Annotated in this window: 9 protein-coding genes and 1 tRNA gene; 6 read left to right on the top strand and 4 right to left on the bottom strand. The window is 53.9% G+C overall.

Features of this window, described 5'->3' with window-relative positions; all coding sequences use genetic code 11:
- Nucleotides 1–75: 75 nt before the first annotated feature.
- The 6 genes from PORAS_RS01290 to tsf all read left to right on the top strand — a co-directional run bounded on the left by PORAS_RS01290 (nucleotide 76) and on the right by tsf (nucleotide 6,591).
- Nucleotides 76–152: transfer RNA gene (locus PORAS_RS01290), tRNA-His, on the top strand.
- Between the two features lie 417 nt (nucleotides 153–569).
- On the top strand, nucleotides 570–3,299 hold the full coding sequence (gene ppdK / locus PORAS_RS01285; protein ID WP_044211148.1) for a pyruvate, phosphate dikinase: 2,730 nt from the start codon (nucleotides 570–572) through the stop codon (nucleotides 3,297–3,299).
- A 470-nt stretch (nucleotides 3,300–3,769) separates the two neighbouring features.
- On the top strand, nucleotides 3,770–4,225 hold the full coding sequence (gene rplM, locus PORAS_RS01280; protein ID WP_044211490.1) for a 50S ribosomal protein L13: 456 nt from the start codon (nucleotides 3,770–3,772) through the stop codon (nucleotides 4,223–4,225).
- Nucleotides 4,226–4,239: 14 nt separating this feature from the next.
- Complete coding sequence (rpsI, locus tag PORAS_RS01275) at nucleotides 4,240–4,626, top strand: 30S ribosomal protein S9 (protein WP_004330535.1); 387 nt, start codon at nucleotides 4,240–4,242, stop codon at nucleotides 4,624–4,626.
- Between the two features lie 238 nt (nucleotides 4,627–4,864).
- Nucleotides 4,865–5,755: a 30S ribosomal protein S2 gene (rpsB, locus tag PORAS_RS01270; protein WP_004330515.1), complete on the top strand. Its 891-nt coding sequence runs from the start codon at nucleotides 4,865–4,867 to the stop codon at nucleotides 5,753–5,755.
- Between the two features lie 11 nt (nucleotides 5,756–5,766).
- On the top strand, nucleotides 5,767–6,591 hold the full coding sequence (gene tsf, locus PORAS_RS01265) for a translation elongation factor Ts (RefSeq protein ID WP_004330453.1): 825 nt from the start codon (nucleotides 5,767–5,769) through the stop codon (nucleotides 6,589–6,591).
- A gap of 151 nt (nucleotides 6,592–6,742) precedes the next feature.
- On the opposite strand, the gene PORAS_RS01260 is transcribed toward tsf, so the two are convergent.
- From PORAS_RS01260 to PORAS_RS01245, 4 genes are read right to left on the bottom strand one after another with little or no spacing between them, the layout of a single operon-like run.
- A complete protein-coding gene (locus PORAS_RS01260) occupies nucleotides 6,743–7,921 on the bottom strand; it encodes a hypothetical protein (protein WP_013759885.1) in 1,179 nt (392 codons plus the stop codon).
- A gap of 20 nt (nucleotides 7,922–7,941) precedes the next feature.
- The gene (locus PORAS_RS01255; protein WP_013759884.1) at nucleotides 7,942–8,640 is read right to left on the bottom strand and encodes a ribonuclease H1 domain-containing protein; all 699 of its coding nucleotides are present in this window, start codon (nucleotides 8,638–8,640) and stop codon (nucleotides 7,942–7,944) included.
- Nucleotides 8,641–8,654: 14 nt separating this feature from the next.
- Nucleotides 8,655–9,680, bottom strand: coding sequence for a tetratricopeptide repeat protein (locus PORAS_RS01250; protein WP_004330471.1), 1,026 nt, complete (start codon nucleotides 9,678–9,680; stop codon nucleotides 8,655–8,657).
- A gap of 12 nt (nucleotides 9,681–9,692) precedes the next feature.
- Nucleotides 9,693–11,780 (bottom strand): transketolase family protein, encoded by a 2,088-nt coding sequence (locus tag PORAS_RS01245; RefSeq protein WP_013759883.1) that lies wholly within the window; start codon nucleotides 11,778–11,780, stop codon nucleotides 9,693–9,695.
- Nucleotides 11,781–12,570: the final 790 nt, after the last annotated feature.

Raw genomic sequence — 12,570 nt, 5'->3', positions numbered from 1 at the left:
TTGCACCAGCAAACGTGGAGGGAGGTATCTCTCGGGAGTGGCGATATAGCTACTTCTAGTCCGATTGCTACGATGGTGATCATAGCTCAGCTGGTTAGAGCATCAGATTGTGGTTCTGAGGGTCGTGGGTTCGAATCCCACTGGTCACCCCAAGGTTCGCTAGTTCTTTCTTTACTCCATGTTCTAGCGGCATTTTATTTGATCAGTTTTGTTTATAACGTTTTTTTGAGGTTGCTAAGACGCTTGTTTTAGCAACCTTTTTTCTTGTGTGGGGAGGGGAGGAAGGAGTCTTTGTCTGGCACCACAATGTAGCACTGCGCAGTCGGGAATATGTCGTGGACAAGAAGATTTTTACTATCTTTGCACCGTATTGTTGTCTCATAGACTTATGAGAGGTTCAGGAGTCTAGCGAGTCTACTCTGCGCCTGCAGGCATACGCTACTAGAGGCGGTCAGTCTGGCAGGTCGTGTGAGACGACGATATCGAGGGTGACTATCACGGTGATGGCGGTCGCTCAGCTCAATCACTTACTTAATTACGAACAGAATACCAAATATAATTTCCCCCAAATGAAGAACAAGAAGAGAATCTACACCTTTGGCAATGGAAGTGCCGAGGGAAATGCTCAGATGAGAGATCTACTTGGTGGTAAGGGTGCTAACCTTGCGGAGATGAACCGTATAGGTGTGCCAGTGCCTCCTGGATTTACTATCTCGACTGAGGTATGTACAGAATATTATGAGCGTGGCCGTGAGGCGGTTGTCGCTGACCTCAAAGATGACTTGATGGCTGCCGTCAAGCATATCGAGAATATCATGGGCTTTAAGTTTGGCGATGTAGAGAATCCTCTTCTCGTCTCTGTCCGCTCTGGCAGTAGAGCCTCCATGCCAGGTATGATGGATACGATCCTCAACCTCGGCCTCAACGATACGGTCGTCGATGGCTTGGCTCGTAAGAGTGGCAACGAGCGCTTCGCTTGGGACTCTTACCGTCGCTTCGTGCAGATGTATGGTGATGTCGTACTGGGCATGAAGCCTGTCAACAAGGACGACATTGATCCCTTTGAGGCAATCATCGAGGAGGTCAAGAAGGAGGCCGGCGTCAAGCTTGATAACGAGCTTACTACAGACCATCTCAAGGATCTGGTCAAGCGGTTCAAGAAGGCCGTCATGAAGGCTACGGGCCACGACTTCCCCACCGATCCATACGAGCAGCTATGGGGCGCTATCATGGCGGTCTTTGGCTCGTGGATGAATGATCGTGCGATCCTCTACCGCAAGATGGAGGGCATACCCGATGATTGGGGTACAGCCGTAAACGTCCAGGCGATGGTTTTCGGCAATATGGGTGATACCTCCGCTACGGGTGTGGCTTTCACGCGTGATGCGGCTACAGGCGAAAACCTCTTTAATGGTGAGTACCTAGTCAATGCGCAGGGTGAGGATGTCGTCGCTGGTATCCGTACGCCTCAAGAAATTACAATAGAAGGCTCTCGTCGCTGGGCTGAGCGTGCTGGCATCGACGAAGCTACCCGTAAGGCTCAGTACCCCTCTATGGAGGAGACCTTCCCCGAGATTTATGCTGAGCTGAATGCTATACAGCATAAGCTGGAGCAGCACTACCACGATATGCAGGATCTAGAGTTTACCGTTCAGGAGGGCAAGCTATGGCTCCTTCAGACACGTAATGGTAAGCGTACAGGTCAAGCGATGGTCAAGATCGCAATGGATCAGCTTCGTGACAACCTAATCTCTGAGGAGGAGGCTCTACTGCGTGTGGAGCCTGCTAAGCTCGATGAACTGCTGCACCCTGTCTTTGACAAGAAAGCCTTAAAGTCTGCCAAGGTCCTGAGCAAGGGTCTACCCGCCTCTCCAGGCGCCGCTACGGGACAGATCGTTTTCTTTGCCGATGATGCTGCTAACTGGCATGAGCAGGGCAAGAACGTGATTATGGTCCGTATCGAGACCTCGCCTGAGGATCTGGCTGGTATGAGTGTAGCACAGGGTATCCTTACGGCACGTGGCGGTATGACCTCACACGCAGCTGTCGTGGCTCGCGGTATGGGTAAGTGCTGTATCACAGGTGCTGGCGGTATTATCGTTGATTACAAGGCTCGCACTGTAACCATCGACGATAAGGTACTCCACGAGGGAGACTTCATCTCAATCAATGGCTCTACGGGTGAGATCTACGAGGGTCAAGTAGAGACCAAGGCTGCAGAGATGGATGCTGACTTCCGCCAGTTGATGGAGCTAGCCAACAAGCACTCTAAGCTCTCTGTACGTACCAATGCTGATACACCTCACGATGCTGCTACGGCACGTACCTTTGGTGCTGTAGGTATCGGTCTCTGCCGTACGGAGCACATGTTCTTTGAGGACAATAAGATCAAGGCAATGCGTGAGATGATCCTCGCTACAGACACCGAGGGCCGTCGCAAGGCTTTGGCGAAGCTCCTGCCGATCCAGACTGAGGACTTCAAGGGCATCTTCCGTGCCATGGAAGGGCTGCCCGTCACCGTGCGTCTACTAGATCCACCGCTTCATGAGTTCGTTCCTCAGACGGAGTCTGGTCAGATAGAGCTGGCGAAGGCTATGGGCGTCGAGCCTAAGGTCGTACACGATCGTGTGGAGCAGCTCCACGAGCTGAACCCCATGCTCGGACACCGTGGCTGCCGTCTAGGTAATACCTATCCAGAGATCACCGAGATGCAGACTCGTGCTATCCTAGGTGCTTGCCTCGAGCTCAAGAAGGAGGGCGTCGAGACGCATCCTGAGATTATGGTGCCACTCGTTGGTGTCGTCGAGGAGTTTAAGCAGCAAGCAAGTGTAATCCGTGAGACCGCTGAGACTCTCTTTAAGGAGCAGGGTGATCGCATCGACTACCACGTAGGTACGATGATTGAGGTGCCACGTGCAGCACTAACAGCTGACGAGATCGCTAAGGAGGCTGACTTCTTCTCCTTTGGTACGAACGACCTCACGCAGATGACCTTCGGATACTCTCGTGACGATGTCAATACCTTCCTACCGATCTATCTAGACAAGAAGATCCTCAAGGTAGATCCTTTCCAGCAGTTGGATCAGAGGGGCGTAGGTCAGTTGGTACAAATGGGTGCCGAAAAGGGCCGCTCAGTGAAGCCAACGATCAAACTTGGCATCTGTGGCGAGCATGGTGGTGATCCCTCTTCAGTAGCCTTCTGCCACCGTGTAGGTCTGAACTACGTCAGCTGCTCACCCTTCCGTGTGCCTATCGCACGTCTAGCAGCAGCTCGTGCCGCAGTAGAGGATAAGAAGTAAGCCACAGGTGAGCTGCGCTCTCGTTGCAGAGCGCTCCGCTCACTAAGCTAACTACAATAATAAAGCAACTCTCTGGAGTCGCTCCCTAGCTGGAGTCTCTGGAGAGTTGCTTTCGTTTGATAGTTCTTGCTACGCCAGCCAGAGACCCCCAGAGCCCCTAGAAGTTTTTACTCTGGGTGGCGTTATTGCCAGTTTGCAAAATAGTTGTACCTTTGCGGTGCTGATTATTATCGAAACGAGATAACCAGTGCAAGCTTTTGACCTCATAAGAGTGTTGTGGTTGGTATCTGTGTCGGTGTATAAGGAGTGCGTCCACGCTCCATCGATAGCCTACCGACAGGTGAACGGATCCCTCACAATAGCCCTAGAGTGACAAGCTCTCATGTAGTAGAGATGTCATGATCGGGGAGCTCGAGGAGCCTGCGCCCAGGGAGATCTCCTTTTGTATTAATCCCAATCAAACTATTAGCGTGAACACATTAAGCTATAAAACACAATCCGCCACCAAGGAGTCTGCTCAGAAGGAGTGGCTCGTGGTAGATGCCGAGGGGCAGCGTCTCGGACGCCTCTGCTCTGTTGTTGCTAAGATACTGCGTGGTAAGTACAAGCCCTGCTTTACACCTCATGCAGACTGTGGTGACAACGTTATCATCATCAATGCCGACAAGATCGAACTTACAGGCAATAAGTGGGACACCCCTAGCTATCTGACCTTCTCAGGCTATCCTGGAGGACAGAGGACATTCTCACCAAGAGATTTCCAAAAAAAGAGCTCTCGCAAGCTCTTTGAGAAGGTACTCAAGGGTATGCTCCCTAAGAACAAGCTCGGTGCTGAGCTGCTGACGCACGTCCGGGTCTTCGATGGTCCCGACCACACTATGGAGGGTGTACAGCCCCGTAAGATCGATATCAATACACTTAAATAAATACGCGGTAAACGATGGAACAAATCAATGCTATAGGTAGACGTAAGGCTGCGGTAGCCCGCGTATATCTCACAGAGGGTTCGGGCAAGATAACGATCAATAAGAAGGATATTGCTAACTACTTCCCCTCATCAATACTTCAATACATTGTGAAGCAACCTCTCCTTAAGCTGGAGGTGGCTGACAAGTATGATGTGATGATCAATCTCGCCGGCGGAGGCTTCAAGGGACAGAGCGAAGCTGCTCGTCTCGGCATCGCTCGTGCACTGATCAAGATCAATCCTGAGGACAAGGCTACGCTACGTGCCGCAGGCTTCGTAACGCGTGATCCACGTGTCGTAGAGCGTAAGAAGCCAGGACGTCCTAAGGCTCGTAAGAAATTCCAATTCAGCAAGCGTTGATGGTGCTGGGGGTATGCTATCGCAGCATGAGCAAATCGTTATGGCGCTCTTGCTGTGGTACTGCACACCCCGCACGATCTCTCGCGTTTAGTATCTAAATTGCATCGATGGCTTACTAGAGATTAGACTTTAGAATTTAGAGATTAGACCTTAGTCGATTCTAGCTTCAGTCTATATAGTAGCCCTACCCTGCAATTGCTTATTTCACAAGAACGTAAACGAAAAAACAAAGACTACTATGTCACAAGTATCATTTGACCAGCTACTAGAGGCTGGAGCACACTTTGGCCACATGCCACGTAAGTGGAACCCCGCTATGGCTCCCTACATCTTTATGGAGCGCAACGGCATCCACATTATCGATCTGCACAAGACTGTCGCTAAGATCGACGAGTGTGCTGAGATTATCAAGAATATGGCCAGCTCGGGCAAGAAGATCCTCTTCGTCGGCACTAAGCGTCAGGCTAAGGATGCTGTCGCAGAGCTCGCTAAGAGCGTAGGGATGCCCTACGTTACAGAGCGTTGGCCGGGTGGTATGCTCACCAACTTCCCCACGATCCGCAAGGCTGTCAAGAAGATGGCTCAGATCGACAAGATGCGTGAGGACGGTACCTACAACAACCTCTCCAAGCGTGAGCGTCTACAGCTCGATCGCCAGCAGGCTAAGCTAGACAAGAACCTCGGCTCTATCCGAGACATGAACCGTCTGCCTAACGCACTCTTCGTTGTAGACGTTATGCGTGAGCACATCGCTGTACGCGAGGCTCAGCGTCTAGGCATCCCCGTATTTGCTATCGTCGATACGAATGCTAACCCCAAGGATATCGACTACGTTATCCCAGCTAATGATGACTCTACACAAGCTATCGAGCTGATCATCTCGGCTATGTGTCAGGCTATCAACGAGGGTCAGGTAGAGTACAAGGCTATCAAGGCTGAGAAGGAGGCTGAGGAGGCTGCTGAGCTAGCACCCTCAGGACGTCGTCAGCGCACAGGTGCTCGTCGTGAGCGCATCCGTCCCGCCAATGCAGAGGCAGAGCGTGAGGAGGACGCTGAGGAGGCAACCCCCGAGACTGTAGAGGCTGAAGAGACTGCTCCAGCTAATGAGGAAGCAGCTAACCAACAATAACACTATACACCATGAGCGTAACAATTGAAGATATCAAGAAACTTCGTAAGATGACCGGTGCTGGTCTCTCTGACTGCAAGAATGCACTCAACGAGACTGCCGGAGACTTTGAGAAGGCTATCGAGATCATACGTGCTAAGGGCAAGGCTGTGGCTGCTAAGCGTTCTGACCGTGAGGCTGCTGAGGGCTGCGTCCTAGCAGCACACAGCGAGGGCTTTGCTGCCATCGTATCACTCCAGTGCGAGACAGACTTCGTTGCTAAGAACGAGGGTCACATCGCACTCACACAGCAGATTCTAGACGTCGCTATGAAGGAGCAACCCGCCACTAAGGAGGATCTGCTCAAGCTACCTCTAGCTGATGGACGTGCAGTCGCTGAGCATATCACAGACCGCGTCGGTAGTACGGGTGAGAAGATGGAGCTGGGTAGCTATGAGTACCTCAAGGCGCCCTACACCACTTCCTATATCCACTTCGGTAACAAGCTGGCTGCTATCGTAGCTTTCAACGAGGCTATCAGTGATGAGATGGCTCGTGAGGTAGCTATGCAGGTAGCATCTATGAATCCAGTCGCAGTCTGCGAGAAGGACGTACCAGCTCATGTCCTAGAGGAGGAGCGCAAGGTAGCTATGGATCGTGCTCGTGAGAGTGGCAAGCCTGAGGCTATCTGTGAGCGCATCGTCGAGGGCTCGATACAGAAGTTCTACAAGGAGAGCACGCTGCTCCACCAGCCTTTCGTCCGTGACAGCAAGATGGATGTCCAGGGTTACCTGCACACCGCATCTAAGACGCTGACGGCTACAGGCTTCAAGCGTGTCAATCTAAACGAAGACTAATCAATACTGAGGATAAGTAGTCGCTTTCCGGCGGCTATGAAGCCTAATTGAGAAAGCCCTGTACACCTTCGTGGTGTGCAGGGCTTCGTTGTTAGATAGACTCTATAAATTAGAGGGGACTCTAATAGTTAGAGGGGAATCTATATATGTTTTACTTTCGCTTGCCTTCGCCATCTCGTAGATAGGCAAAGTGGGAGATGCCCGTGAGGTCGGACCCGGTGAGCGGGAGGAGTCCCGAGCGAAGGCGACCAGCGTCGTCTAGGGTAGGGGCATCTGCTGTGGAGAGGAGTGCTTTGGCTCGCTGTGCCGAGAGGATGCCAAAGCGGTATTGGTCGGGGCTGCCTTGAGGGATGCGCTCGCGGTAGAGGTCGAGGGCGTAGTGCCCCATCGTGTAGCGCAGATTGATCTCGACCCACGGGTGTAGGGCGATACGGCTGCTGACTCCATAGGGGCGGTAGGTGAGTAGGTCGATGCCGACGGCACCTTGGTAGTAAGGTGCCACCTCACGGGAGAGGTAAGCTCGGTGCTGCGCTAGAGCTTGGGTGAGCTCATTGGGATCGGAGAGGCTCTCGGTGATTTGCTGGAGCGTCTTCTCGGGGGCTTGGCAGAGACTATCTAGATAGCGTCCCTGGTCGTCCGTCTCGAAGGCGCATAGTCCGACGAACTGCACCTCGCCTGCTTCGTCTATATAGTACTCGGCGCCATAGTCCTGCAGCTTGTCTAGTAGAGGCTCCACAAGGAGGGTGCGGTGCCGTCGCAAGAGCTTGCAAAGTGTCTCCTCAAGCTGGCTGTCCAGCCGATTGATGCGCCAGAGCCCTCTCCCCGAACTGCTATACGGGAGCTTCACCAGACAGGCCCCTTGGGTCAAGAGCTTCGCTAGCTCCTCTATCTGCGTAATCATCGCTACACGACTGCGCCACGGCACGCTGCTGTACTTCTCGAAGAAGAGAGCACTCGCAGCTCTCGTCCAGCAAGGCTTCAGTTCCTGGGGAAGTTCACTGCACGTCTCTCCTCCGCTTAGCCCATATCGCTTCGCAAGGCTACGCGCCAAGCTTCGCTCGTACCCCCATAGTATGAGTTCCGAGTCCCCGACGTCCCCTTTCGCTATATGGCTCAGTTCATGCTCTGTCAGATAGGGCGAGAGACTTTCGCTAAAAGGGTGTACCCACCACGAGGCGCCATCTAACCACGCTGGGGATGCCCAGAGCGGGAGGCTCCAAAGGGCGGAGCGCATCTGTCGAATGAGCCGTGGCGGGGTGTAGTGTAGTGGGTCGCCAGCCTCTAGAGCGGCCTCGTGGCCGATGTTGCAGACGAGGAGTGGCGTGCGCATAGGGCTCAGTGACGACTCGGCTACTTACGACCGAAGTCTGCGGGGATCTCGCCCCAAGCGACCGTGTCCCACTTCAATAGTGGTACCCGAAAGGTGTGCGTCTTCAGCCAATGTGTGGCACGCCTTATCAGTTCGTAGGTCTTAGCACTACGTGGATCAGTCGAGTCGAGCCGCGTACGGCAACGTGCCTGAGCCACCCAGCCGAGTGCCACCTTGCTGTCGGAGTAGATAGGCAGAGGCGGGAGCTTGCCCTGCTCCATAAGAGCCAACGCATGAACGATGGCCAGGTACTCGCCAATGTTGTTGGTACCCCATGGGATCACCGCCCGAAAGAGCTCCGCATGGCTAAAAGTGTAGACACCGCGATACTCCGTCACGCCTGGGTTGGACGAGCAGGCTCCGTCGACCGCTATCGAGTGGTTGAGGAAACCTTTTGGCGCTACCTTGTCACCGATGAGTTGATCAGGTGCTTGTGCTACACTGTTCTGCACTTGTAGCTTATTGCTCTGTGGCTTGGCGACACGATGCTGCTGTCCCAGCTTGCGCCCCTCATCGTAGCCTAGTTCGAAGGCTTCTTGCGCCTGCTCTGCCGTGAGGTAAGACTTATACTTAGCCCCTTGAAAGCCCTCGATCTGCATCTTGCAGTCTTGCCAATCATCATAGACGCCTGGCCGATAACCCTCCCATACGACGTACCACTTGCGCTGCTTGGCTGACATAGAGTTCGTCTTTTCTAGTAAAAGCCACCAGCGTACAGATTGGCGAAGTTGACTTCACCCGTCTGCGTCTCAGCGCCCTCAGGAAGATCCGCCAGCAGTTGCTGCACGCCCTCATACTGCTCCGTGCGGTCGCACGCCTTATACAGTGAGGCGGCATACTCTAGGAGCGCACGGGTCGGCTGGGGAATCATATCCAGAGCCTGCTCCATCTCATCGGCAGCCGCCTCCTTGCCCCGCAGCTCCTCCACGAGATGCGTCAGATGCATGTAGCCCTCCACGTTGAAAGGATCCGTCTCCACCACCTGTCGGAAAGCCCGCTCAGCGCGCTCCTTGTCGCCCTCGTGGTAAGTGATCAAACCCTCGTAGAGGTAAGCACGCTCCTCCTCGGGAAACTTCTCCGCCGTCTCCAAAGCAACCGCCAAAGCCTCCTCCCAACGCTCCAGTGCTATCAGCACCTTCACCTTGATGAGCCAGTAAAGAGGCACTTCGTCCGTCAGCTGTAATGCTTGGTCGATGGTTGCGAGTGCTTGCTCAGACTCGCTTAGAGCCAGCTGCGCCTGCGCTTTCATACGGTGTAGCTCAGCTTGCTGTGCCGTCTCCAGCTCGGTCGCCAAGGCGCGCTCGGCGTAGGCAATCGTCTCGCTGTGCTGGTCTAGCCCGTTCGAGACTTTGGTCGCCTCGTAGAGTGCCACAGGATAGTCTGGGTACGCCTCCAGTATGGTGGTCAGCTCAGCCATCGAGCCAGCTAAGTCGGGCTTGCGCTGCAATGCTTGTGCTAGGTAAAGGCGACACTCAGGGTCGTCAATCTCCTCCAGCGAAGTGCGCAGAGCGCGTATCGCAAAGTCCACCTCGCCTATCTTGAGTGCTCGGAGCGCGTCAAACTTCAGCGTGTTCGCCTTGAGCGTATCTGCCTTGGATTCGGTCGCCTGTTCCGCTACCTGCCCTACCTCTTGTGTGGTGTCAGTGGTCTCCTGCTCGACCTCTTCGGTTGAGACAGGAGACTTTTTATTTGACTTCTTGAAGCGTGAGAATAGTCCCATAGCTCTTGTCCACTAGCGGCAAAGCTCCTCGATACGCTGTGCCACCGCCTCAGCGGTGAAGCCAAGCTTCTCGTCCAGCACCGTGTAAGGAGCGGAGAAGCCGAAGCTCTCCAACCCATGGATATGCTCCATATCACCGACCAGGCGGAGGAGCGTCACAGGCAGTCCAGCGGTCAGACCGAAGCGTGCACCCCCTGCGGGGATCACGCTCTCACGATACGCCTCAGGCTGATCGAAGAAGAGCCCTTCGCTCGGTACCGAGACGATGCGTAGCTTGTGCCCCTTGCCCTTAAGTAGCTCAGCAGCCTGCACCAGCGTGCTCACCTCACTACCCGAGGCGATGAGCGTCAGGTCGGGCGTCTCACCCGCAGGCGTCGTATCAGAGACCACGTAAGCGCCACGCTTCAGCTGGCAAGCACGCTCATAAGTGGGATTAGGTAAGTCTTGGATGTTTTGGCGAGAGAGGATGAGGGCTGTCGGCGTGTGGAGGTTTTCCATAGCCATCTGCCAGGCGACCGTAGCCTCATGCACATCGGCTGGACGTAGTGCCTGTAGGGCACGACGACCCGAGTGATTGTGCAGATGCTCGAGGAGACGTATCTGCGCCTCCTGCTCGACAGGCTCGTGCGTCGGTCCGTCCTCACCAACTCTAAAGGAGTCGTGCGACCAGATGAAGATAACGGGCTGCTCCATCAGCCCAGCCATACGAATGACAGGCTTCATATAGTCTGAGAAGACAAAGAAGGTACCGCACGCTGCACGCATACCGCCATGCAGGGTGATACCCACGCAGATTGCTGCCATCGTAAGCTCCGAGACACCCGCCTGGAGGAACTTACCTGAGAAGTCGCCCGCCTCCAGAGCCTTCGTACCCTTGAGATAGCCGTCCGTCTTGTCCGAGTTCGAGAGGTCGGCAGAGGCAACGATCAGGTTGTCCACCCGCTTAGCCAGCTCACCGAGCACCGTTGCCGAGGCGGCACGCGTTGCCTGATTAGCCTTCTGAGCTATCTCCAGCCAAGCCACATCGTAGGTAGGCTCTGCAGCAAACCAGCGGTCATAGAGCTTCGCCTGATCAGGGTGCTCCTTCTTGTATTTCTCCTGGATCTTGTACTGACCATCCCAGTAGGCGATCAGCTCCTCACGACGATCAGCGTAGAAGGCTGCTACATCCTCGTATATGGTGAAAGGATTGTCTGGGTCAGCACCCAGCGCCTCCATCGTCTTAGCATACGAAGCACCCGCCTTAGAGAGCGGTTGGCCGTGCGTTGCGATCAGATTAGCCAGCGGATTACCCTCCTCGTCGACCGCCTTGTAAGCCATATTGGTGTAGCCAATGATGAGCGTCGGGGCACCCGTCTCTTCGGAAGTCTCGATAGCGTCTTGTAGCACCTGACTCAGCGCTGCTGGGTCATTGCCTGGCACCTCAAAGACGTTCCAGCCCCACGCATCATACTTGGCCGCAACGTCCTCAGCCGTGATGTCCTCGACACGCGTCGAGAGTTGTATGTCGTTGCAGTCGTAGTACATGATCAGGTTGTCCAGTCCGAGGTCGCCCGCGATGCGCCCCGCACCCTGACTGATCTCCTCTTGGATACCGCCATCAGAGATAAAAGCGTAGATGCGCTGTGGCATCAGCGTGTCACCAAGACGGTGCTGGAGGAACTTCGCCGCAATGGCGGCACCCACAGCGTAGGTGTGTCCCTGTCCCAGCGGACCACTAGTGTTCTCGATCATACGGCTACGCGAGAGCTCTGGGTGTCCTGGCGTAGGACTGCCCCACGAGCGGAAGGCTGCCAGCTCGTCCATCGTAAAGAATCCCGCCAGCGCGAGCTGTGCGTAGAGCATTGGCGACATATGGCCAGGATCCATAAAGAAGCGATCCCGTGCGGGGTGCTCCGGGTGGCGTGGGTCATAGCGCAGTTGCTCGGAGAAGAGGACCTGGATAAAGTCCGCTCCGCCCATAGCACCACCTGGGTGGCCACTCTTAGCACGCTCGACCATCGAGATAGCGAGGGCGCGGATATTGTCGGCAGCACGCTCAGCGATGCTCATAGGCTGCTCTTGGGTTGATAAAGTCTGATCAGTCATTTCGTTGCTCATAATGCGATAGAGGTTCTTTACTTTAAAGGTGAGACCTTCGGCTCACGGGTAAAACTTACGACTTCAAAGGTACGAAAATTAGAGATTAGCTGTTGGCTGTTAGCTGTTGGCTGTTGGCTAGAGCCACTAGCCCCCCATCCCCTCTAATCTCTAACTTCTGACCTCTAACCACTTCGATCACTCTGTTAAGAAAGGACCTCGTAGAGGTCCGACGCATCGTAGCCGTCGGTCGGAGGGGCTACAGCCCCGAACGACCGATGGACAGGCGAACGTGGTAGAAGATCGACCCCTTGTGGGTCGGACTAGACGATTGGTGGGGGCAAGATGTTTGTGGTTAACCTGCCGATGCTTTATTGATAGACCTTGCCAAGGTAATACTCGACATCGATCTGTGCTATGCTTCTTGACTAATCGTTGGATAATTTCTCAAGGTATGAGTCGGACTACTTGTGCGAATAGTGTTATATTTGCCATTGAACAGGGTGGTTTGTGACAGCTCTCACTAGCTGTGTTTTTCTTCCCAATTACAAGCCTACCCTTTTCTCTTTACCCTGCAAAACGTTTAGGGCACTATTGGTATTCTGGTGTGTAATGAAGACGGCACTAAGAAATAATAGTTGGATAATGACCATAGCATTTGCTTTGATTGAACTTCCAATCATAATCTTTCTATCATACTTTTCGTTGGGTAGTAAAGAGGATGTTATGGAAATATATCATAGCGATCCTTTTGGCATCATTTTCATTAAGGGGGCTGTTTTGTTTGTTGTAACTTCATTTGTGACGTCTT

The organism is Porphyromonas asaccharolytica DSM 20707 (genome assembly GCF_000212375.1).
GTDB lineage: Bacteria > Bacteroidota > Bacteroidia > Bacteroidales > Porphyromonadaceae > Porphyromonas > Porphyromonas asaccharolytica.
Note: the sequence above shows the minus strand (reverse complement) of the source record. Positions and strands in the feature narration are given on the sequence as shown.